This is a genomic window from Streptomyces sp. NPDC014656 (assembly GCF_043084305.1).
Taxonomy (GTDB): Bacteria; Actinomycetota; Actinomycetes; order Streptomycetales; family Streptomycetaceae; genus Streptomyces.
Map to the genome: position 1 here is coordinate 80300 of NZ_JBIBZN010000002.1, position 21896 is coordinate 102195.

At 74.1% G+C, this 21896-nt stretch carries 16 protein-coding genes; 5 read left to right on the top strand and 11 right to left on the bottom strand.

Translation table 11 applies throughout. From position 1 onward, the window contains the following. Positions 1–24 precede the first annotated feature (24 nt). Positions 25–1242, bottom strand: coding sequence for an Ig-like domain-containing protein (locus tag ACF1ED_RS04270; protein ID WP_391756879.1), 1218 nt, complete (start codon positions 1240–1242; stop codon positions 25–27). A 187-nt stretch (positions 1243–1429) separates the two neighbouring features. On the opposite strand from ACF1ED_RS04270, the gene glgX reads away from it, so the two are divergent. After that, positions 1430–3631 (top strand): glycogen debranching protein GlgX, encoded by a 2202-nt coding sequence (gene glgX, locus ACF1ED_RS04275; RefSeq protein WP_391756880.1) that lies wholly within the window; start codon positions 1430–1432, stop codon positions 3629–3631. Positions 3632–3650: 19 nt separating this feature from the next. Here the strand turns inward: glgX and ACF1ED_RS04280 are convergent, their stop codons facing one another. Next, a complete protein-coding gene (locus ACF1ED_RS04280) occupies positions 3651–4895 on the bottom strand; it encodes a hypothetical protein (protein WP_391756881.1) in 1245 nt (414 codons plus the stop codon). A gap of 135 nt (positions 4896–5030) precedes the next feature. Between ACF1ED_RS04280 and ACF1ED_RS04285 the strand changes: the two genes are divergently transcribed. The 3 genes from ACF1ED_RS04285 to ACF1ED_RS04295 all read left to right on the top strand — a co-directional run bounded on the left by ACF1ED_RS04285 (position 5031) and on the right by ACF1ED_RS04295 (position 11210). Further along, positions 5031–6851 carry an ABC transporter ATP-binding protein gene (locus ACF1ED_RS04285; RefSeq protein WP_391756882.1) on the top strand — a complete coding sequence of 607 codons (1821 nt, stop codon included), beginning with the start codon at positions 5031–5033 and terminating at the stop codon, positions 6849–6851. After that, entirely contained in the window at positions 6848–8710 is a 1863-nt protein-coding gene (locus ACF1ED_RS04290) for an ABC transporter ATP-binding protein (protein ID WP_391756883.1), read from the top strand. Before ACF1ED_RS04285 ends, ACF1ED_RS04290 begins: the two co-directional genes overlap by 4 nt. 472 nt (positions 8711–9182) lie before the next feature. After that, positions 9183–11210 carry a M4 family metallopeptidase gene (locus ACF1ED_RS04295; RefSeq protein WP_391756884.1) on the top strand — a complete coding sequence of 676 codons (2028 nt, stop codon included), beginning with the start codon at positions 9183–9185 and terminating at the stop codon, positions 11208–11210. A 72-nt stretch (positions 11211–11282) separates the two neighbouring features. Here ACF1ED_RS04295 and ACF1ED_RS04300 read toward each other — a convergent pair whose 3' ends face one another. After that, entirely contained in the window at positions 11283–12794 is a 1512-nt protein-coding gene (locus tag ACF1ED_RS04300; RefSeq protein ID WP_391756885.1) for a sensor histidine kinase, read from the bottom strand. Beyond that, entirely contained in the window at positions 12787–13476 is a 690-nt protein-coding gene (locus ACF1ED_RS04305) for a response regulator transcription factor (protein WP_391756886.1), read from the bottom strand. The genes ACF1ED_RS04300 and ACF1ED_RS04305 overlap by 8 nt, the downstream gene beginning before the upstream one ends. 465 nt (positions 13477–13941) lie before the next feature. On the opposite strand from ACF1ED_RS04305, the gene ACF1ED_RS04310 reads away from it, so the two are divergent. Continuing rightward, positions 13942–14949, top strand: coding sequence for a TauD/TfdA family dioxygenase (locus ACF1ED_RS04310; RefSeq protein ID WP_391756887.1), 1008 nt, complete (start codon positions 13942–13944; stop codon positions 14947–14949). Positions 14950–15030: 81 nt separating this feature from the next. Here ACF1ED_RS04310 and ACF1ED_RS04315 read toward each other — a convergent pair whose 3' ends face one another. From ACF1ED_RS04315 to leuC, 7 genes are all read right to left on the bottom strand, one after another. After that, positions 15031–16263, bottom strand: coding sequence for an IS701 family transposase (locus tag ACF1ED_RS04315; protein ID WP_391756888.1), 1233 nt, complete (start codon positions 16261–16263; stop codon positions 15031–15033). 101 nt (positions 16264–16364) lie between these two features. Beyond that, positions 16365–17159 (bottom strand): L-threonylcarbamoyladenylate synthase, encoded by a 795-nt coding sequence (locus ACF1ED_RS04320; RefSeq protein WP_391756889.1) that lies wholly within the window; start codon positions 17157–17159, stop codon positions 16365–16367. 150 nt (positions 17160–17309) lie between these two features. Then, positions 17310–17819 (bottom strand): YbhB/YbcL family Raf kinase inhibitor-like protein, encoded by a 510-nt coding sequence (locus ACF1ED_RS04325; RefSeq protein ID WP_391757488.1) that lies wholly within the window; start codon positions 17817–17819, stop codon positions 17310–17312. A 48-nt stretch (positions 17820–17867) separates the two neighbouring features. Next, a complete protein-coding gene (locus ACF1ED_RS04330; RefSeq protein ID WP_391756890.1) occupies positions 17868–19106 on the bottom strand; it encodes a hypothetical protein in 1239 nt (412 codons plus the stop codon). Then, positions 19103–19747 (bottom strand): L-threonylcarbamoyladenylate synthase, encoded by a 645-nt coding sequence (locus ACF1ED_RS04335; RefSeq protein WP_391756891.1) that lies wholly within the window; start codon positions 19745–19747, stop codon positions 19103–19105. The genes ACF1ED_RS04330 and ACF1ED_RS04335 overlap by 4 nt, the downstream gene beginning before the upstream one ends. Then, on the bottom strand, positions 19744–20385 hold the full coding sequence (gene leuD, locus ACF1ED_RS04340) for a 3-isopropylmalate dehydratase small subunit (protein WP_391756892.1): 642 nt from the start codon (positions 20383–20385) through the stop codon (positions 19744–19746). Before leuD ends, ACF1ED_RS04335 begins: the two co-directional genes overlap by 4 nt. 95 nt (positions 20386–20480) lie before the next feature. Next, on the bottom strand, positions 20481–21878 hold the full coding sequence (gene leuC / locus ACF1ED_RS04345; protein WP_391756893.1) for a 3-isopropylmalate dehydratase large subunit: 1398 nt from the start codon (positions 21876–21878) through the stop codon (positions 20481–20483). Positions 21879–21896 lie beyond the last annotated feature (18 nt).

Consider the following 21896-nt stretch of genomic DNA (forward strand, 5'->3'; position numbering starts at 1 on the left):
GGCCGGAGCGGGGCCCGGTCCGGGTCAGCGGAGGGCGGAACCCTCCTTCCAGCCCTTCCAGTCCAGGTTCCAGCCGCCCAGGCCGTTGTCCGGGGCGACCTTCCGGTCCTTGGAGTTGACCACCTCGACGACGTCGCCGATCAGGCTCCGGTCGAAGAACCAGCCCGCCGGGGTGTCGGCGCCGCCGCCCTTCACGTCCCGCAGCCCCACGCAGCCGTGGCTCACGTTGGCCGAACCGAAGGTGGAGGCGTCGGCCCAGTAGTTGCCGTGGATGAAGGTGCCGGACTCGGTGAGCCGCATGGCGTGCGGCACGTCCTTGATGTCGTACTCGCCTCCGAAGCCGACCGTGGCGCCGTTCATCCGGGTCACGTCGTACAGCTCGGTCACCACCATCTTCCCGTTGTACGTGGTGGTCTTCGGCGCGCCCGCGGTGATCGGCAGGGTGGCGAGCAGCCGCCCGTCCCGGCGGACCTCCATGGTGTGGGCGGCGGCGTCGACCAGGGAGACCTGGGACCGGCCGACCGTGAAGCCCACCGTCTTGCGCTGGATGCCGTAGACGCCGGGGGCGCCCTCGACGTCCCGCAGCCCGAGCTCGACCGTCACCTTCGTGCCGGCCGCCCAGTACTCGGCGGGGCGGAAGTCGAGCCGCTCCTTGCCGAACCAGTGGCCGACCACCTCCACCGGCGGATCGGCGGTGACCCGGATGGCCCGCTCCACCGCGGCCCGGTTCTCGACCGGGCGGTTGAAGCCGAAGGAGACGATCATGCCGGCGCCGACCGTGGAGCGGTTCTCCGGCGTGAAGTAGCCGATGAACCGGCTCTCCGGCACCACCGTGGTGAAGGTGGTGTGCCGGGCCGAGCGGCGGCCGTGCGCGTCGAGCGCCACCGCGTCCACGCTGTACTTCGCGGCGAGCGCCAGCCGGGTGCCGTCGGAGGGCCGCCAGCGCAGCCCGTCGGCCGAGAACGTGCCCCGGACGGCCGAACGGCGCCCGTCCGCCACCTGGGTCACGCTCACCCGTTCGAGCCGCCCGCTGTCGACCCGCACCTCCAGCGGCCCGTCCGCGGGGACCGCCCGGCTGCCGTCCTCCGGGCTGACCCGGATCACGTCCCCGGGGGCCCTCGCACCGCCCGGCAGACCCGGGCCGACGCCTCCTTCCCCGTCCGATCCGGTGCAGCCGGCGAGACCCACGAGGAGCCCCGCCACCGCGAGGAGTTGCCCGGCCCGTTCCCGTACACGTGTCACGCGTGGCCCAACGACGACCCCCCTCCAGGGGAAACGTCCGTGCGGGCCATGTTGGGGGGACGGCCGCGCGGGCAGAACAGGGAGGAGGACCGGGAGTACACCAGGTGCGGGAGGACGCGCGGGGCAGGGGCCGGGACGCCCCCGCCCCGTCACGCGGGCCCCGCCGGAGCCGCGGGAGGCCAGGGCGGTGTCGAGCACAGCCGAACAGCAGGCGGTACCGGAGCACGCGCCGGAACGGACCGCGCCCCCGGTGTGGCCGGGGACGCCCACCCCGCTCGGGGCCCGCTGCCGGACCGGCCCCGACGGGACCCGGGGCACCAACTTCGCACTGTGGGCGGGCGGCGCCGAGGCGGTGGAGCTCTGCCTCTTCGCGCCCGACGGCACCGAGACCCGGCTGCCGCTGACCGAGCTCACCCACGAGATCTGGCACGGCTTCGTGCCCGGCGTCGGCCCCGGCCAGCGGTACGGCTACCGGGCGCACGGGCGCTGGGACCCGTGGACCGGCGCCCGCTGGAACCCGGCCAAGCTGCTCCTCGACCCCTACGCGCGGGCCGTCGACGGCGAGTTCCGGCTGCCCGCCGAGGTCTACGGCCACGTGCGGGACTGGCCGCAGCAGCACGTCGCCGACACCGTCCGCGACGAGCGGGACTCCGCCCCGCACGTCCCCAAGGGGGTCGTCGTGCGGGACGACGACGACTGGTCCGACGACCGCAGGCCCAAGACGCCCTGGCAGGACTCGGTCATCTACGAGGTGCACGTCAAGGGCTTCACCGCCCGCCACCCGGGCATCCCCGAGCACCTGCGGGGCACCTACGCGGGCCTCGCCCACCCGGCCGCGGTCGACCACCTCGTACGGCTCGGGGTGACGGCCGTCGAGCTGCTGCCGGTCCACCAGTTCGCCCACGAGGACCATCTGCTGCGCCGCGGCCTCACCAACTACTGGGGCTACAACTCGATCGGCTACTTCGCCCCGCACGCCGGCTACTCCTCCTCCGGCACCACCGGGCAGCAGGTCGGCGAGTTCAAGCGGATGGTGCGGGCGCTGCACGCGGCCGGCATCGAGGTGATCCTCGACGTCGTCTACAACCACACCGCCGAGGCCGGAGAGCTCGGGCCGACGCTGTCGCTCAAGGGCATCGACAACCGCGGCTACTACCGGCTCCAGTCCGACGCCCGCCGGTACGCCGACTACACCGGCTGCGGCAACACCCTGCACGTCGTCCAGCCGCAGGTGCTCCGGCTCATCACCGACAGCCTGCGCTACTGGGTCACCGAGATGGGCGTCGACGGCTTCCGCTTCGACCTGGCGGCCGCGCTGGCCCGCTCCATGCACGACGTCGACATGCTCTCGCCGTTCCTCGCGGTCATCGCCCAGGACCCGGTGCTGCGCCGGGTCAAGCTCATCGCCGAACCCTGGGACGTGGGCGCCGGCGGCTACCAGGTCGGCTCCTTCCCACCCCTGTGGACCGAGTGGAACGACCGCTACCGGGACGCCGTACGGGACTTCTGGCGCGGCGCGCTGCCCGACGTCCGGGACCTCGGCTACCGGCTCTCCGGCTCCAGCGACCTCTACGCCTGGGGCGGCCGCCGCCCCTACGCCTCCGTCAACTTCGTCACCGCCCACGACGGCTTCACCCTGCGCGACCTCGTCACGTACGAGCGCAAGCACAACGAGGCCAACGGCGAGGGCAACCGGGACGGCACCCACGACAACCGCTCCTGGAACTGCGGGGCGGAGGGCGAGACCGACGACCCGGAGGTCGGCGCCCTCCGGCTCCGCCAGCTCCGCAACCTGCTCACCACGCTGCTGCTCTCCACCGGGGTGCCGATGCTCGTCGCGGGCGACGAGATGGGCCGCACCCAGGGCGGCAACAACAACGCGTACTGCCAGGACAACGAGACGAGCTGGCTGGACTGGTCGCTCCCGGACGACCCCGGCCGCGCCCAGCTCCTCGCCATGACGCGGCGGCTGCTCGACCTGCGCCACCGCCACCCGGTGCTGCGCCGGCGCGCCTTCTTCTCCGGCCGGCCGCAGGGCGCGGACGGGCTGCGGGACCTCGCCTGGTTCGGCCCCGACGGCACCGAGATGACCGAGCGGGACTGGTACGCCCCCTCCGCCACGCTCGCCCTGTACCTGTCCGGGCGGGACATACCGGGCCGGGACGAGCGCGGCGAGCAGGTCCTCGACGACAGCTTCCTCGCCGTCCTCCACGCGGGCCCCGGCCCCCTGGACTTCCGCCTCCCTGGCCCGCCCTGGGCCCGGACCTACGAACGCGTCCTGGACACCGCCCTCGACGACCAGACCACGCCCCCGGCCACGCTCCACCCGGGCGGGACGGTGCTGGAGGTGGGGGCGCGGTCGGTGGTGCTGCTGCGGGTGGCGGGGTGAGGGGGCCGCCCGCGGGGCGTCAGCGGAGCTTCACGTAGCAGGTGAAGTCGCCGCGGACGGAGGCGTCGGGGCCGGTGTAGCCGTAGCCGAGCTTCTCGCCGCCGAAGACCCGGAACGTGCCGGCGGGCCGGGCTCCGGCGGTCCACGCGGCAGGGGCCGCGCCCAGATCGTCGCGGCACCGGTCGGCGGCGAACCGGTCGCCCAGCCCCTCGGGGTCGGCGTTCCGGACGGTCTCGTCGATCCGCTGCTGTCCGAAGACCCTGAGGTCGGCGTCCCCGCCGCAGGGGACGACACGGACGAGGCCGGCGTGGCCGAGGCCGGTGTCGGTGGAAGCGCAGGCGCCCGGCTTCACCTCCCCGATCGCCGTGAGCACCGACTTCGCCGCCTCGAAGCGCTCGGTGGCGGGGACGAGGGCGGTGACCGGACCGCCGTGCCCGGTGAGGGCGAGCTCGACGCGGAGCCCGGTCAGCCCGGTCAGCCCCCCGCCGCCGTGCAGCTCCGCGAGCAGCTTCCCGAAGTCCGCCTCGGCCCGGACGAGCCGGCCCTGGCGGTCGAGGTCGACGACGACCGACTGCGTGGGGCCCTGCCCGTCCACGCGTCCGGCGACGGCGGAAGGCAGTGCGCTCCGCGCCGTCAGCCCGTCGACCTGCGTCCGGTAGCGGCGCCCGCCGCCCGGCAGCGCCTCGTCGTCGAGGGCGAAGGACACCTTCAGCACCTCGGCGAGGGTGCGCCCCCACGGGGCGGCGTCGCCCGCGTGGTCGAGGAGGCCACCGGCGGCGTCGGCGAACTCCTTGGGGTCGGAGGCGGCGTACCGCAGCCAGGTGCCCCCCTCCGGGAGGTACCCGACCTCGTTCCCCTCGACGGCGAACCGGTGCCGTTCGGTCAGGCCGGGCGTGAGGCCCAGGTCGTCGGCGACGGCGGCGGGGAAGCCGGCCGGCACCTGGCGGACCCGCTCCGCGCGGGCGGCGTCCTTCCGCCAGTCGAGGACACCGGTGGTCCGCTCCACGGCCCTTCCCCCGGCCGTCGTGTAGGTGACGGTCGTGGTGAAGCGGGCCGTCCCGCTGTCCGCGAGCACGCTCCCCGCCGCGGCGGGCTGCTTCTGCACGGGCACGTCGAAGACGGACAGCCGGGAGGCGGAGGCGGTCGGGGTCGCGCCGTCGCTCCCCGGGCCGTCCGCCTTCTCGGCGCCGCTCTCGCAGCCGGCGACGGCGAGCAGCAGCGGCAGCGCGGCGACGGCCGCGCGGAATCTCTGCCGGGTCCTCATGGTGTAACTCCCCACCCCTGATGCGTGCACAGGGCAGGGATCCTACGGAGGGGGGCGGGCGCGCCGGTCGCGGGAGGGGCTCCGCGGCGAAAATCGGGTGAGGCGTGTCAGTGGTGACTCGTAGGGTCGGACCTGATGCCCGAGAAACCTGTCACCCCCGAGGACCGCCCCGCCCGCCCTTCGGCGGTGAGCGTGCTGCTGCGGCTCTGGCCGTACGTCCGGCCCGTGCGCGCGCGGTTCTTCACCGCCGCCGCCGTCGCGGTCGTCGCCTCCTGCCTGTCGCTGGTCATCCCGCTGGTCCTGAAGTGGCTGGTGGACGGCCCGGTCGCGGACCGGGACCCCGGCGGGGTGTGGCTGGGGGCGCTCTACCTGCTGCTGCTCGGGATCACCGAGGCCGTGCTGTTCGGCCTGCGGCGGTGGCTGGTGGCCCGGCCGCTCTCCTCGGTCGAGGCGCGGATGCGGGAGGACCTGTACGGCCGGCTCCAGCGGCTGCCGATCGCCTTCCACGACCGGTGGGCCTCCGGGCAGCTGCTGTCGCGCGGCACCACGGACCTGATGATCGTCCGGATGTTCCTGGCCTTCCCGCTGACCTTCCTGGTCGTCAACGGCGTGACGATCGTGGCGGGCTGCGCGCTGCTGCTCGCCCAGGACTGGTCGCTCGGCCTGGTGCTGCTGACGCCGGTGGTGCCGGTGACGGTGCTCTGCTCGTACTTCGAGCGGCGGTACGGGGTGGTGGCGCGGCGCGCGCAGGACCAGGTGGGCGATCTGACGACGGTGGTGGAGGAGAGCGTCCTCGGCATCCGGATCGTCAAGGGCTTCGGCCGGAACCGCAGTCAGGCGGAGTCCTTCCGCCGGCTCGCGGAACTGCTGCGCTCCACGGAGCTGTCCAAGGCGCGGCTGCTCGCCACGATCTGGGCGCTGATCACGGTCCTGCCGGAGCTGGCGATCGGCACGGCGCTGGTGCTCGGCTCCGTGCGGGTCGCGGACGGCGACCTGTCGGCGGGCACCCTGGTGGCCTTCCTGTCGACGGCGCTCGCGCTGCGCTGGCCGGTGGACTCGATCGGCTTCCTGCTCGCGATGAGCCAGGAGGCGGTGACGGCGACCGAGCGGTACTTCGAGGTGATGGACGCGGAGGAGGAGCGGGACGCCCCCGCGGGCGGCCCGCCGGCGGACGGGGCCGCCGACGGACTGCGGTTCGAGGGCGTGTCGTTCCGGTACCCGGACGCGCCGGACGGGTCGCCGCCGGTGCTGCGGGGCATCGACCTGCACGTGCGGCCGGGCGAGACGCTGGCGCTGGTCGGGGCCACCGGCTCCGGCAAGACCACGCTGACCGCGCTGGTGCCCCGGCTGCACGAGGCGGACGGGGGGCGGATCCTGCTGGACGGCGAGGACATCGCCCTGATGGAGCGGGAGCGGCTGCGGACCCTGGTGTCGGTGGCCTTCGAGGAGCCGACCCTGTTCTCGGCGAGCGTCGGCGAGAACGTGCTGATGGGCGCGGACGCGGCGGCCGGGGCGCCGGAGCTGGAGCGGGCGCTGGGGATCGCGCAGGCGGACGGTTTCGTCGGGCGGCTGCCCGAGGGCGCCGGGACGCGGGTCGGGGAGCAGGGGCTGAGCCTGTCGGGCGGGCAGCGGCAGCGGCTGGCGCTGGCCCGGGCGGTCGTCGGCCGGCCGCGCTTCCTGGTGCTCGACGATCCGCTGTCGGCGCTGGACGTGCACACCGAGGCGCGGGTGGAGGCGGCCCTGCGCGAGGTGCTGAAGGAGACGACGGCGCTGGTCGTGGCGCACCGGCCGTCGACGGTGATGCTGGCCGACCGGGTGGCGCTGCTGTCGGAGGGCCGGATCGCGGCGGTCGGCACCCATCAGGAGCTGCTGCGGAGCAGCGCCGAGTACGCCTGGCTGATGTCGGGGGCGTCCACGGGCGGGGAACCCGTGGGGACGGGAGACGGGGAGCGATGACGGAGACCACGCTCGCGCAGCCGGCGGAGGACGCCCGGGCGGCCGGGGAGGAGGGGTCCGGGCCGGGCGATCCGTTCGACCGGGACGACCTGCCGGCGCCGCGCGGGGCGACCGGGGCGCTGCTGCGCTCGCTGCTGGCGGCGCACCGGTTCCGGGTGGCGGTGGCGGCGCTGGTGCTGCTGGTGAAGGAGGCGGCGGTCCAGGCGGGCCCGCTGCTGGTGGCGTACGCGATCGACCGGGGGGTGCCGGCCTTCCGGGCCGGGGACCACGGGCCGCTGGTCGCGGTGGCGGCGGGCTACCTGCTGTGCGCGGTCGGCGCCGGCGCGCTCCAGTACGTCTTCGTGCGGGGCGCGGCGCGGATCAACCAGGACGTGCTGCTCGACCTGCGGGGGCGGATCTTCCGGCACGCGCAGGTGCTGAGCGTGGACTTCCACGAGCGGTACACCTCGGGGCGGCTGATCTCGCGGTCGACGACGGACGTGGAGTCGCTGCGGGAGCTGCTGTCGGAGGGGTTGCAGGAGCTGATCGGGGTGGTGCTGTCGTTCGTGTCGATCTCGCTGGTGCTGCTCTGGCTGGACCTGGGGATCGGCGCGGTGGCGGTGGCCTCCTTCGGGCCGCTGTACCTGCTGGTGCGGATGTACCGGCGGCGGGCGGGGGCGGTGTACGCGGAGCGGTCGACGGCGATCGCCGGGGTGATCGTGAAGTTCGCGGAGACGATGAACGGGATCCGGCCGGTCCGGGCGTTCCGCCGGGAGCGGGCGAACGGGGCGGAGTTCGGGTCGCTCAACCACCGGCACGAGCGGAGCAACGGCGACGCGCTCCTGGAGATGGCCCGCTACGTGGTGGGCTCGCGGCTGGTGGCGAACACGGCGGTGGCCGGGATGTGCCTGTGGGGCGCCTACCGGGTGGCGGGCGGTTCGCTGGAGCTGGGCGTGCTGGCGGCGGCGGTGCTGTACGTGCGGCGGCTGTACGACCCGATCGACCGGCTGGGGATGTTCCTCAACTCGTACGAGTCGGCGGCCGCGTCGCTCGCGAAGATCGCGGGCCTGCTGGCGCAGGAGCCGGGCGTGCCGGAGGCGGCGGAGCCGCGGGAGCTGCCGGAGCGGGCCGGGACGGCGCCGGGCCGGGAGGTCGTCTTCGACGGGGTGCGGTTCGCCTACCGGACGGGCGGCGAGGTGCTGCCCCGCTTCTCCCTGCGGATCCCGGCCGGGCAGACGGTGGCGGTGGTCGGCGCGACCGGCGCGGGCAAGTCGACGCTGGCGAAGCTGCTGGCCCGCTTCTACGACCCGACGGACGGCCGGGTGCTGCTGGACGGCGTGGACCTGCGGGAGCTGGCGACGCCGGAGCTGCGGCGCGGGGTGGTGATGGTGACGCAGGAGGCGTTCCTGTTCTCCGGGACGGTGGCGGAGAACATCGCGATCGGCCGCCCGGACGCCACCCGGGAGGAGATCGAGCGGGCGGCGAAGGCGATCGGCGCGCACGAGTTCATCGCCGGGCTGCCGGACGGCTACGACACCGACGTGCGGAAGCGGGGCGGCCGGATCTCGGCGGGTCAGCGGCAGCTGGTGGCCTTCGCGCGGGCGCTCCTCGCGGATCCGGCGGTGCTCATCCTGGACGAGGCGACGAGTTCGCTGGACGTGCCGGGCGAGCGGGCGGTGCAGCACGCGATGGACACGGTCCTGGCGGGCCGTACGGCGGTGGTCATCGCCCACCGCCTGTCCACGGTCGAGGTCGCGGACCGGGTCCTGGTGATGGAGGCCGGCCGGGTCGTCGAGGACGGCACCCCGGCGGAACTGGTGGGCGGCGAGGGCCGCTACGCGGGCCTCCACCGGGCGTGGCGGGACTCCCTGGCGGGGTGACGGCGCGGGCGGCGCCCGGTCGCCGGCCGCGCCGACGGGGCCGGTGGCGGGCCGCCACGCGTCACGGCGGGACGCCCGGGACCCGGCTCCGAGCGGAACACGGGGTTCGAGCCGCAGGTTTTCGGCCATCGCCTCGGTAAAGGCGGCTCGTGTCCGAGGGGCGGGACACGGGGCGGAGGGGCCGGGTCCGGATGAGGGTCCGCGGAGGGATTCCCGCACGGAGAACGCCGGGTGGCGGGCAGTCCATGATCGATGAAACGTCCGGTTAACGAACACCACCCTACGCGCAGCGGACGACTTCCGGCCAACTTCTTGACGCGCTCCTGACAGATACCGGCGGTAGCTGCCAGTCTCTCCCCCGGTTCCTCGCAACCGCGTTCGCCGCATCACCCGATCGTGCTTCACCGCTCTGCTTGCAACGCCCGGCCCGCCCACCCAGCGGCTCGGTACCCCCCTCGCAAAAGGAGTCCGCGTGAGATCCACGCCCAGCCGCCGCGCCACCGCGACCGGCGCGCTCGTCGCCGCCGCCGCCATGCTCGCCGTCGGCGTCCAGGCCGGCAGCGCCTCCGCCGACATCGCCGCCGCCCCCGCGGCGGCCCAGTCAGCCGGCAAGGTCAACCCCGGCAAGCTGCCCGCCGACCTCACCCCGGCCGAGCGCACCTCGCTGATCAAGGCCGCCGACGCCGTCAAGGCCGACACGGCCAAGGAGCTGGGCCTCGGCAGCCAGGAGAAGCTGGTCGTCCGCGACGTGGTCCAGGACCGCGACGGCACCACCCACACGCGCTACGAGCGCACCTACGCGGGCCTCCCGGTCCTCGGCGGCGACCTGATCGTGGCCGAGTCCGCGGCCGGTGCCACCACCGGCGTCTCCAAGTCCTCCCGCGCGGAGCTGAAGAACGTCGACCTCGCCGCCACCGTCGCCCCCGCCGCCGCGGAGAAGCAGGCCGTCGGCCTCGCCGCCGCCGAGGGCTCGAAGGCCACCAAGAGCGAGCAGGCCCCGCGCAAGGTCGTCTGGATGGGCCAGAACGGCGCCCCCGTCCTCGCGTACGAGACCGTCGTCGGCGGCCTCCAGCACGACGGCACGCCGAACGAGCTGCACGTCGTCACCGACGCCAAGTCCGGCGCCAAGCTGTACGAGTGGCAGGCCGTGCACAACGGCACGGGCAACACCCAGTACAGCGGCCAGGTCACGCTCGGCACGGCGCCCTCGTACACGCTGACCGACACGGGCCGCGGCAACCACAAGACGTACAACCTCAACCGGGGCACCTCCGGCACCGGGACGCTCTTCTCCGGCTCGGACGACGTCTGGGGCGACGGCACCGCCTCCAACCCGGAGACCGCCGGCGCCGACGCGCACTACGGCGCCGCGCTCACCTGGGACTACTACAAGAACGTGCACGGCCGCAGCGGCATCCGCGGCGACGGCGTCGGCGCGTACTCCCGGGTCCACTACGGCAACGCCTACGTCAACGCCTTCTGGCAGGACTCCTGCTTCTGCATGACGTACGGCGACGGCACCAACAACGCCAAGCCGCTCACCTCCATCGACGTGGCCGCCCACGAGATGACCCACGGCCTCACCTCGGTGACCGCCAAGCTCGTCTACAGCGGCGAGTCCGGCGGCCTCAACGAGGCCACCTCGGACATCTTCGCGGCGGCCGTCGAGTTCTACGCCAACAACGCCAACGACAAGGGCGACTACCTCGTCGGCGAGAAGATCGACATCCGCGGCAACGGCACCCCGCTCCGCTACATGGACAAGCCCAGCAAGGACGGCTCGTCCAAGGACGCGTGGTACTCGGGCATCGGCTCGATCGACGTCCACTACTCCTCGGGCCCGGCGAACCACTTCTTCTACCTGCTCTCCGAGGGCAGCGGCGTCAAGACCGTCAACGGCGTGACCTACGACTCGCCGACCTCCGACGGCCTGCCGGTCACCGGCATCGGCATCGAGAAGGCCCGGCTGATCTGGTTCAAGGCCCTCACCACCAAGTGGACCTCGTCCACCAACTACGCGGGCGCCCGCACCGGCACGGTCGCGGCGGCCGAGGAGCTCTACGGCGTCGGCAGCACCGAGGCCCTCGCCGTCCAGCACGCCTGGGCCGCCGTCAACGTCGGCACCCGCCCGGGCACCACCCCGCCCACCGGCAAGGTCTTCGAGAACACCGCCGACGTCTCCATCCCGGACTCCCCCGGGGCCGCGGTGACCTCGACGGTCAACGTCACCGGCGTCACCGGCAACGCGCCGAGCAACCTCTCCGTCGGCGTGGACATCGTCCACACCTACATCGGTGACCTCGTCGTCGACCTCGTCGCCCCCGACGGCTCGGTCTACAACCTGCACAACCGGACCGGCGGCAGCGCCAACAACATCGCCCAGACCTACACCGTGAACGCCTCCTCCGAGGTCGCCAACGGCGCCTGGAAGCTCCGCGTCCAGGACAAGGCCGGGGCCGACACCGGCTACATCAACAGCTTCAAGCTGACCTTCCCGTAACCCGGAGGGCACGGCGCGAAACGGACACCGCGGACGCCCGGAGGGAGCCATCCCCCCGGGCGTCCGCCCGTCTCACGGCAGCTCGTCGGCCGAGACCAGCCGTCCCGCCGTGAAGCACAGCCGGTAGACCGGGACCTCGGCGAAGACCGTCGCCCGGTAGTAGCGGCACTCGTCCGCCCCCGCCGGCTCCGCCGGCAGCCCGGCCGGGAGCGTCTCCAGGGCGTGGTCCGGCAGGTCGTCCACGATCTCCGCGTACGCCTGGCCGACCAGCAGCCGCGCGTAGTTGTCCGGCTCCAGGTACGCGCGGGCCTGCGACCACACCGCCACCCCCGCCGTCAGCACCGCCAGCGCGGCCAGCAGCGCCAGCGGGATCCAGATCGCCCGCACCAGGTCCTTGCGGACCCGCCGCCGGGCCCGGTCCAGCTCCCGGGCCGAGGTCGGCGCGGCCGGCACCGCCGCCGGCACCCGCCGGGGCAGCACCGCCGTCAGGACGAACCCGCCGCCCCGCACCGGCCCGTGGCTCAGGGTGCCGCCCGCGAGCCGCACCCGCTCGTCCAGCCCGACCAGCCCGGAGCCCCCGGAGGCGGGCGGTCCCGAGCCGGCGCCCGGCCCGTTCCCCACCCGTACCGTCACCCGCTCCCCGGCCTCCCGGCACTCCACCGTCACGGGGGCGCCCGGCGCGTGCTTGGCCGCGTTCGTCAGCCCCTCCCGCACCACCCGGTGCAGCGCCCGGCCCGCCATCCCCGGCAGCTCCGGCACACCGCCGGTCAGCGTCACGTCGAGCCCCGAGGCCCGCGCCCGGTCCACCAGTTCGCCGACCGTCTCGTCCGGCGGGCTGGTCGGGGCCCCGGCGCCCTCCTCCCGCAGCACCCCGATGACGTCCCGCAGCCGCTCGGTCGCCTCCGCCGCCGCCCGGCGCAGCTCGCCGGCCGCCCGCTGCTGCCCGGGCCCGAGCTCCGGGTCGACCTCCAGGGCGCCCGCCCGCACCGCGATCAGCGCCAGGTCGTGGCCGAGCGAGTCGTGCATGTCGCCGGCGATCCGCGAGCGCTCGCGCAGCCGCTCCCGGTCGGCGACGGCCGCCTGCTCCCGCTCCATCCGGTCGGCCAGCTCCCAGCCGCTGCGCACCAGCCGGTCGTACTGGCGGACGTACCGGCCGACCAGCCAGGGCGCCACGATCGCCAGCGCGAGGGCGAGCAGCAGGGTGAACCAGGGACCGAGGGAGGTGCCGGTCAGGCGGGTGAGGAGCAGCCCGACCGCCGCCACCGCGCCGAACAGCCAGAGCGAGCCCCCGGTGTGGTCCTGCCGCCGCCCGGCGAGGTAGCCGAAGGCGACGAGCGCGAGGCTGTACGAGGGCGTGAACAGCTCCAGGGAGGCGGGCAGGCTCGCGGCGACCGTGACCGCGAGCGGCAGCAGCGGCCACCGGCGGCTGACGGCCACGCAGCCGCCGAGGACGGTGACGCCCGCGACGACCCGGAGCCAGGAACCGCCGTCGTTCGGGTCCGAGCGGAGCAGCACCGGGACGGAGAGCAGCAGCCACAGCGCCAGGTCGAACAGGCGCCGGCGGGCCGGGGAGGTCTCAGGCACCGGACGGGTCCCGGTGGTCCGGCGCGGGCTCCCCGCCGACCAGACCGGCCTCGTGGGCGAGGACCGCGAGCTGGACGCGGTTGCGCAGGCCGAGCCGGGCGAGGACGGCGCTGACGTGGGCCTTGACGGTGCCCTCGACGACGTGCATGCGGGCGGCGATCTCCTGGTTGGAGCAGCCGGCGGCGAGCAGCGAGACGACCTCCCGCTCCCGGCCGGTGAGCGGGGCGAGCCGGGCGCGGGCGGCGGCGGCGCGGGTGAGCCGCTCGCCGCCGAGGGTGTCGATGACCCGGCGGGCGACGGTGGGCGAGAGGGCGGCGCCGCCGGCGGCGACCGCCCGGACCCCGGCGATCAGTTCGCGCGGGTCGCCGGACTTGAGGAGGAAGCCGCCGACTCCGCCGCCGAGGGCGCGGGCGATGTAGTCGTCCTCGGAGAAGGTGGTGAGCATGACGACCGCCGTGTCCGGGAGGACGCGGCGCAGCGCGTCGGCGGCGGCGAGGCCGTCCAGCCGGGGCATCCGGATGTCGAGGACGGCGACGTCGGGGCGGTGCAGCCGGGCCAGTTCCACGGCCTCGTGGCCGTCGCCCGCCTCGGCGACCACCTCGATCCCCGGGTCGGTGGTGAGGATGGCCCGCACCCCGGCACGGATCATCGCCTCGTCGTCGGCCAGCAGCACCCTGATCATGCGGTCCAGCCTAGGCGGGTCGTTCCCGGAGCCGAGAGGCCCCAGGTACAGCGAGGGCGTCCGGGGTCCGAAGGGGCGGCCGGTGCGGGCGGAGGCGGAGGGGGCCGCTCGGGGCGGCCGCGTCCGTCCGCGCCGGGCGCGCGGTCCGCCGCGGACGGCGCCGTTCCGTCCTTTCTCCCGGAGGAAATGCACAAGGGCGGGTCCGCGGAGATCTCGACGCCTTTCCGTCGGACTGAGGAATTCCGGCAGGTCCGGAATCGGCTTTTCCCCGGAATGCTTCCCGCGGCGTCCGGCGCGGATACGTTGAAGTCGTTCCCCACAAGGGTTTCTCCGAGACCGGGACCGCGTGGCAGCCCAGCAGGCCACAAGCCGGCCCGTGGTCCTACCGGTCGACGTAAAAAAGCCCGCGAAGCCGCCCGAAGAATTCGGAGCGGCCTCTCCCAAGAAGTCGAGGACTCTCCCCACATGAAGGCGATCTACACCTTCTCGAACACGGACCGCGACGCGCTCTCGGAGGCGCTGACCTTCCTCGGGGCCGACCCCTACAAGGACTACGACAAGTTCCGCGAGGCGATCGGACGCCTCATCGCCGAGGGCCGGGTGCCCGCGGGGTTCATGACGGCGTGCGCGGCGGTGGCCGCCCAGCGCGCCGCGAAGGAGACCTACGCGCACGTCCTGTCCAACTGCCCGCTGGACGCCGACATACCGGTCTTCGACCAGGAGAACCCGGTCGACGACAAGTACCTCCGGAAGCAGACCTTCGTCGGCGAGGGCATGCTCGAACTCCTCGCCCAGCTCACCGCCACCCCGCTGCTGTCCTACGCGACGCGGAACAACGGCGACTTCTTCCACGACGTGTACGCCGACAACCGCTACAGCGGCACCCAGACGCAGAAGACGGACTGGGAGCTGTACTGGCACAACGACCGCACCGCGCACCCCGTACGGGCCGACTACCTCGCCCTGCTCGGCATGCGCTGCCCCACCGACGACCTCGTCTACACGAAGTACGTCGACGGCCGGGAACTCCTGAAGTTCATTTCCGAGGAGAATCAGGCGCTGCTGCGCGAGAAGGCGTTCGTCACGCCGTACGACGAACTCTCCCGGGATTCGAACCGCACGCAGGACGTCTCCGATTTCCACGCGGTCCTGGAGAACGAGCACAGTTTCCGCTACTACGACACCCGCACCATTCCGGCGGATTCCTCGTCGGCGGCCCACTACGAGGCCCTGCGGCAGTTCCGGGACGCGCTCGCCAAGAGCCGTGAGCAGTACCACCGGATCCAGAACGGCGATCTGCTGGTCATCGCCAACCAGGACGGTCTGCACAGCCGGCAGATGGTGGACATCCAGCACTTCGAGTCCACCCGGCTGCGCTGGCTCCTGAAGACCTACGCCTTCCGCGACGACGCCGCCGCCGACGCGCACGAGGCGAGCTGGCTCGACGGCGTCCGGGGGCGGGTTCTCGACTGATCACCCGGCCGCACCGCGAAGCGACCGGCACGACGGCGTCCTCCGCCGACGTGCCGGTCGCTCGTGCGGGTGCGGGAGCCGTCAGCGGCGCCCCGGTAGCAGGTCCTGCTCGCGTTCGCCGCAGGCGTGCCCGCCGGCCTGCACGGCCAGGAAGGCGACGGCGAGCTGGGCGAGGGTGACGTGCCGGTACCAGCCGTGCCAGGAGCGCACCCGGTACGCCTCCAGGCCGCAGCGTTCCACCGCGGCGGCGAGCGCGCCGCGGCTGTTGCGCCAGGCGGCGACGACGGCGGCCAGGTCGTCGAGCGGCACGTCCGCCGGGCCGCGGGCGATGAAGTAGCGCCGCGGCTGGCTGTCCCCCGCCCGCCGGCACACGATGAGCCAGCGGGCCATCTGGCGCGCGGCGGACTGCCGGGGCTCCGGGTCGGACGGGATGCGGCGCACCCACCACTCCCAGGGGCGGCCCGCGTCGACCGGTTCCGTGTCGACCGGCAGCCGGCCCCAGTCGCGGTCCTCGGCGTACCGCTGGACCAGCCGGGAGACCCGCCGCCAGCCCGGGTGCGGCAGGACGGAGTGGTACGGCGGGATGCCCACCATGTGCGGGACGCCCCGCTCCTCCAGGAAGGCGCGCAGTTCCCGGTCGCAGCCGAGCCGGGTGTCGGCGACGATCCAGGCGCCCGCGGACGCGGTCCGGGGGGCGCGCTCCAGGAAGTGCTCGACGATGCGCCGGACCAGCTCCTGCTTGGGCACGTGCCCGACGGCGTCGGGGATGTGCGCGCGCTGGCGGCGCTCCTGGTCGGTGTCCCATTCCGGCGGCAGGTACAGCTCGCGGTCGACGAGCGCGGTGCCGATCCGGGTGGACCAGAAGGCCATCACGCCGACCTGGCAGGAGACGGCGCCGCCCAGGGCCTCCGCGTACTGCCGGGCGACGCCGGCGGAGGCGTTCCCCTTCTTCCTGAAGGCGGCCTCGTCGAGGACGAGGACGCCGCTGCCGCTGCTGTCGGCGAGTCCGTTCACGACGTAGCGCTGGATGTAGTCGCGCAGTTCGTCGGAGTCCCACACGGAGCGGCCGAGCAGGTGCTGCTGGAGCCAGAAGGCGCTGTTGTCGGCGGTGGTGCGGAAGTCCGCGTCGACGCGGTGGACTCCGCCGAGGAGCGAGCGCACGTACTTCTGCGCCCGGTGCCTCAGGTCCGAGCGGGAGAAGAACTGCGTCCCGACCCGCTCCAGAAGTTCGTCAAGTCTTTCGGACCACTCCTCGGCTGCTCTCTGCTCCGGCGTGGCATCCGGTGGTGCGAGCCATACGGCCTGTGCCTGCATTGCGAATGTCAACTCCCCCCATAGAGTCGATCTCCCACTGACCTGCGGACCCGTGGGTCCGCCCGGGGCGGCGTGGCGCCGCTCCCGGACGGACGGTCGCGTCAGTAGTACTCGCCGTGACGGTAGTCCCACGAGGGGAAGATGTCGGCCAGGTTCTCCATGATGGCCGGATAGTCCAGACCGCGCCGGATCAGCACGGGCGCCGGGGAGACGGAGCGCTCGCCCTTCTGGACCGGGACGAGGGCGCCGTCGCGGTCGACCAGGGAGACCATGACGCCCTGTTCGTGGCGGGTGGTCTCGTCCTTGCCCGGCTGGACGGAGGCGACGTAGTCGTCGGCGGCGACGATGAAGTCGGCCTCCTCCTCGATGCGGCCGCCGATGCCCTCGACGCGGCCTCGGTTGCCGACGCCGGAGGGGTTGGCGGAGCTGGCGAAGACCAGGCGGCCCTCGGCCCACAGCTTCTCGACCAGCTGCTCGGCGGGCCGGCCGAAGCGGATGACGAAGCAGCTGGTGCCGCGTCCGTCGCGGGCCAGTTCGCGGGTGGTCTCGTCGGGCAGCCGGTCCAGGGCGTCCTGGCGCCAGGGCAGGATGCAGCCGAGCAGGACGTCCTGGTCCCAGTGGCGCTCGTAGAAGGCCAGGACCTCCTCGTTGACCTCGGCCAGCGCCTTCAGCTGGTCCAGGTCGGCGCAGAGGACGACGCCGGGCTTGTTGCGGTTGCGGCGCTTGGCGTCGAACTTGCGCTCCAGGCCCCGGCCGTCGGTGGTCATGAGGATGTAGCCGACCTTGGTGGCGCAGACGACCAGGCCGCCGGGGGCGGACAGGGCGGCCAGGGCCTCGGGGACGGGCTCGCCCCGCCAGGTGGCTCTCGGCGTGGTGGTCGGTGTGCTGCTCGGCATGGGGTGTCGCTCCTTCGGAGTGCGGTGGCGCGGGTGGTGGTCGGGGGTCCGGGGCCCGGCCGGCGCCCGGACGGGGGCGGGGGCCGGGGCTCCCGGACGCGGGGCTCGGGCCCCGGAGGCCCGGGAACCCGGAGCCCGGGAGGCGGAAGCTCAGGCCTCGGTGCGGGCGAGGCCGGTGACGGTGCCGCGGGCCAGCGTGTTGACGGTCAGGTGGAAGCCGGTGAGGGCGGCCGGGGTCTGCTCGTCGACGGGGAGTTCGGCGACGCCGAGGGCGTGGACGGCGAAGACGTAGCGGTGCTCGCGGTCGCCGGGCGGCGGGGCGGCGCCGACGTAGTCGAGGGAGCCGAGGTCGTTGCGGAGGGTGCGGCCGAGGCCGTCGCCGCCGCCCGCCGGGAGGGCGGTGACGTGCGCCGGGATGTCGGCGACGACCCAGTGCCAGACGCCGCCCGGGGTGGGGGCGTCGGGGTCGATGCAGGTCACCGCGTAGGAGGCGGTGCCCTCGGGGCCGGGCTCCCAGCCGATCGCGGGGCTGGTGTTGCCGCCGGCGGCCAGCTGGGCCTCGGCCAGCCGCGCGCCCGGGCGGACGTCGGCGGAGTCGACGGCGAGCGCGGGGACGGCCGGGAGGAAGGCGTACGGGTCGGGCGGGGTGGGGCGGGTCAGCACGGGGTGCTCCTTCGTCAGGTGGACGACCGGTCGGGAGAAGGGGGTTCAGGCGCGGGCGGGCTCGGGCGCGGAGGCCGGATCGGCCCCGGCCGGGCGGCGGGCGATGACCACGGCGGCGAGCGCCTGGCCGGCGAGCACCAGCGCGGCGCAGCCGGCGACGGCCGCCGGGGTGGAGCCGCCCGAGCCGGTCCAGAGCCCGGCCGCGAGCAGCAGGACCGCCTGGACGAGGCCCTGGCGGCGCTCCAGGCCCCGGGTGACGCGCTGGCGCTCCGGGTCGGAGAGCCCGGCCATGGCGGGGCCGAGGAAGCCCATGGTGGTGGGGCGCACGGTGCCGCCGGCGAGGCCCAGGAGGGCGGTGCCGCAGGCGGTGGCGGGCAGCCCGCCGGGGACCAGCAGGAGCAGGCCGCCGGCCATGAGGCCACTGCTCACCCAGAAGAGGGCGGTGGCCGACAAGTGGCGCTGCCAGACCAGCGAGAGCCGGACGGACAGCAGGCCGCAGAGGGTGTAGAGGCCGAGGATCGCGCCGAAGAGCGGGACCGACAGCTCCGCCTCGAAGAAGAGCAGCAGCGGCAGCAGGAAGGTGTAGGTGGTGAGCAGGACGGCGCGGGAGACGGAGTAGTACGAGGCCCAGAGCCGTACCTGCCAGGGCAGCGCGCCCCGGGGCGCGGCGGGCTCGGCCGGGTCGGCCGCGGCCGGGGCCGTACCGGCGCGCAGTCCGCCGCCGACGGGCGCGACGAGGACGCCGGCCGCGGCGCAGGCGAGCGCGGAGAGCAGGAAGGGGGCCCGGTCCCAGCCCTGGTAGGCGACGGCGCCGAGGACTCCGGCGGCGAAGGAGATCAGGAACATCCCGGCCTGGGTGCGGGCCTCCTGGAGGCGGAAGCGCTCCCCGCTCAGGAGGGTGGAGGCGAGGGCCGCGTCGGTGCCGGCGGTGAGGCAGAAGCCGAGGCCGGACAGGAGCTGGGAGAGGGTCGCGGTGCCGGTGGAGACCGGGGCGAGCAGGACGAGGAGTCCGGCCAGCTTGACGGCCTCGCCGGTGACCAGGCAGCCCGTCAGGGAGAGGCGGCGGCGGAGCGGGGCGACCACGTGGTCGCCGAGCGCCACGGTGACGCCGTACAGGGCGAGGAGGGCGGCGGTGGCGGCCGTGCCGAAGCCCTGCTGGACGAGGAAGACCACGACCACCGGGAGGTGGAAGTAGGCACGGGAGACGATGCGGTAGGTCCGGACCCGGGCCGCGGGGCGGCCCGGGCCGGACGCGTCGCCGCCGTGCGGGGCGGCGTCGCTCACGGCACCAGCCCCGGCAGGTACGGGGCGATCTCCTCGGCGGCCAGGTCGCCCTGGCGGACGATGGCCGGGGTGCCCAGGAGGCTGACGATGGTGCTGCTGCGGGTGGCCCCGGAGGGGGCGGCGGCGCGGACGATGATGTCGACGTGCTCGCCGATGTGCTCGCGGGCGATGTCGAAGGTGACCAGGCCCTCGTCCATGGTGCCGCTGATGTTGGCGGAGGTGGCGGCGAGCGGCAGTCCGCTGTAGACGGAGAGCAGGTTGAGGACGGGGCTCACGTTGTGGACGACGGAGACGGTGTCCTTGCCGGAGGTGACCCAGGCGGGGACGATCTCCCGCTTGCGCATGATCAGGTTGAGCGGGCCGGGCCAGAACCGCTCGACCAGGGCGTCGACGTCGACGCCCTCGGGGCGGCGGCCCCAGCGGACCCAGTCGGCGGGGCTGGCGACGAAGAGGGTGAGCGGCTTGCCGCCGTCGCGCTTCTTCATGGCGTACAGGCTCGTGCAGGTCCGCTCCAGGAACGGGTTGCAGAAGATCCCGTAGTTGGTGTCGGTCTGGGCGGCGACGACGGCGCCGGAGCGCAGCGCCTCGCCGGCCCGGCGGATGCCGTCGCCGTCGTGCTCGTCGATGATCTCGGCGCTCATGCGACCTCCACCCCCGAGTCCTCGAAGACGTCCTCGACCTGTCCGTCGGTGCGCGGCATCCAGGACGGGCGGGCCGCCTCGTGCCGGGCGATGGCCTCCTCTGCGGCGGCGGCGAGGTCGATGAGGTCCATGCCGTGGGTGAGCCGGTGGCGGGCGCCCGCGTCGATGGTGAAGGGGGCGTCGGTCACGCCGGCCGCCGCGCAGGTGACGGTGGCGCGCACCAGGTCGATGGTGACCTCGGCGCCGGCGTCGGCGGTGACGGCGTCGAGGATCGCGCGGGTGGTGCCGGCGTCGAGGGTGACGGGGACCAGGCCGACGTTGGGCAGGTTGTTGCGGAAGATGTCGGCGAAGCTCGGGGCGATGACGGCCTTGAAGCCGTAGTCGCGCAGGGCCCAGGGGGCGTGTTCGCGGGAGGATCCGCAGCCGAAGTTGGGGCCGGAGACCAGGATCGTGGCGCCCGCCCGCTCGGGGCGGTTGAGGACGAAGCCGGGGTCGCGGCGCCACTTCTGGAACAGTCCGTCCTCGAAGCCGGTGCGCTCGACCCGCTTCATCCAGACGGCCGGGATGATCTGGTCGGTGTCCACGTCGGAGGCGTCCAGGGGGACGGCCCTGCCGTGGATCTCCTCTACTTTCTCCATGTCCGTTTCCTTGTCGGGGAGTTCCGGGCACGCCGGGGTGCGGGTGGCCGGAGTGGGGTCGGCCGGAGCGGGGCCGGCCGGTGGGCGGCCGGGGCTCAGACGACCTCGGTGCGGCTCGCGAGGCGGCCGAGCAGGGCGGTGGCGGCGGCGGTCTCGGGCGAGACGAGGTGGGTGCGGGCGCCGGGGCCCTGGCGTCCCTCGAAGTTGCGGTTCGAGGTGGAGGCGGAGTGGGTGCCGGAGGGGACCCGGTCGCCGTTGACGGCGATGCACATCGAGCAGCCGGGGTTGCGCCATTCGAAGCCGGCGGCGGTGAAGATCCGGTCCAGGCCCTCCTCCTCGGCCTGGCGCTTGATCAGCTCGGAGCCGGGGACGACGAGGGCGGTGACGCCGGCGGCGACGGTGCCGCCCTCGGCGACGGCGGCGGCGGCCCGCAGGTCCTCCATGCGGCCGTTGGTGCAGGAGCCGATGAAGACGGTGCCGATCGGGATGTCGGCGAGCGACTGGCCGGCGGCCAGGCCCATGTAGTCGAGGGCGCGGCGGCCGGCCTCGGCGGACACGGGGTCCTCCATGGCCTCGGGGTCGGGCACGGCGCCGTCGACGGGAACGGCCTGGCCGGGGTTGACGCCCCAGGTGACCATGGGGCGCAGCCCGTCGACGTCGACGACGACCTCGTGGTCGAACACGGCGTCGGGGGCGCTGCGGTACGTCTTCCAGGCCTCCTTGGCCCGCTCCCACTCCTCGCCCTTCGGGGCGCGGTCGCGGCCCTCCAGGTAGGCGAAGGTGGTCTCGTCGGGGGCGATCATGCCGCTGCGCGCGCCGGCCTCGATGGCCATGTTGCACAGGGTCATCCGGCCTTCCATGCTCATCCGGTCGATGACCTCGCCCTGGAACTCGATGAGGTGGCCGGTGCCGCCGTCGGTGCCGATGGCGGCGATGACGGCGAGGGCGACGTCCTTGGCGGTGGCGTCGGGGGCGGGGGTGCCGCGGAGCAGGACGCGCATGCTCTTCGGCTTGGCGATGCGCAGGGTCTGGGTGGCGAGGACGTGCTCGACCTGGCTGGTGCCGATGCCGAAGGCGACCGCGCCGAAGGCGCCGTGGGTGGCGGTGTGGCTGTCGCCGCAGACGATCAGCATGCCGGGCAGGGTGAGGCCCATCTGGGGGCCGATGACGTGCACGATGCCCTGGCCGAGGCTGTTCATCGGGTGCAGCTCGACGCCGAACTCCCGGCTGTTGCGGATCTGGAGGGCGAGCTGACGACGGCCGATGGTGTCGCTCAGCGAGAGCTGCCGGCTCCGGGTGGGCACGTCGTGGTCGGCGGTGGCGATGGTGAGGTCGGGGCGGCGGACCTTCCGGCCGGCCTCCCGGAGTCCTTCGAACGCCTGCGGGGAGGTCAGCTCGTGGAGCAGGTGCATGTCGACGTAGACGAGCTCGCCGTCGGTCCCGTCGATGGTGTGCTCCGCCCAGATCCGCTCCAGCAAGGTGTTTCTGGCCACGGCACCTCGTCTCAAATG

Bases quoted from the DNA above. Each gene is read 5' to 3' on its own strand.
- ACF1ED_RS04310 (WP_391756887.1), top strand. From the start codon at position 13,942: ATGAAGGCGATCTACACCTTCTCGAACACGGACCGCGACGCGCTCTCG.
- ACF1ED_RS04290 (WP_391756883.1), top strand. From the start codon at position 6,848: ATGACGGAGACCACGCTCGCGCAGCCGGCGGAGGACGCCCGGGCGGCC.
- ACF1ED_RS04285 (WP_391756882.1), top strand. From the start codon at position 5,031: ATGCCCGAGAAACCTGTCACCCCCGAGGACCGCCCCGCCCGCCCTTCG.
- ACF1ED_RS04320 (WP_391756889.1), bottom strand. From the start codon at position 17,159: ATGCCGAGCAGCACACCGACCACCACGCCGAGAGCCACCTGGCGGGGC.
- ACF1ED_RS04280 (WP_391756881.1), bottom strand. From the start codon at position 4,895: ATGAGGACCCGGCAGAGATTCCGCGCGGCCGTCGCCGCGCTGCCGCTG.
- ACF1ED_RS04305 (WP_391756886.1), bottom strand. From the start codon at position 13,476: ATGATCAGGGTGCTGCTGGCCGACGACGAGGCGATGATCCGTGCCGGG.
- leuD (WP_391756892.1), bottom strand. From the start codon at position 20,385: ATGGAGAAAGTAGAGGAGATCCACGGCAGGGCCGTCCCCCTGGACGCC.
- ACF1ED_RS04315 (WP_391756888.1), bottom strand. From the start codon at position 16,263: ATGCAGGCACAGGCCGTATGGCTCGCACCACCGGATGCCACGCCGGAG.
- ACF1ED_RS04335 (WP_391756891.1), bottom strand. From the start codon at position 19,747: ATGAGCGCCGAGATCATCGACGAGCACGACGGCGACGGCATCCGCCGG.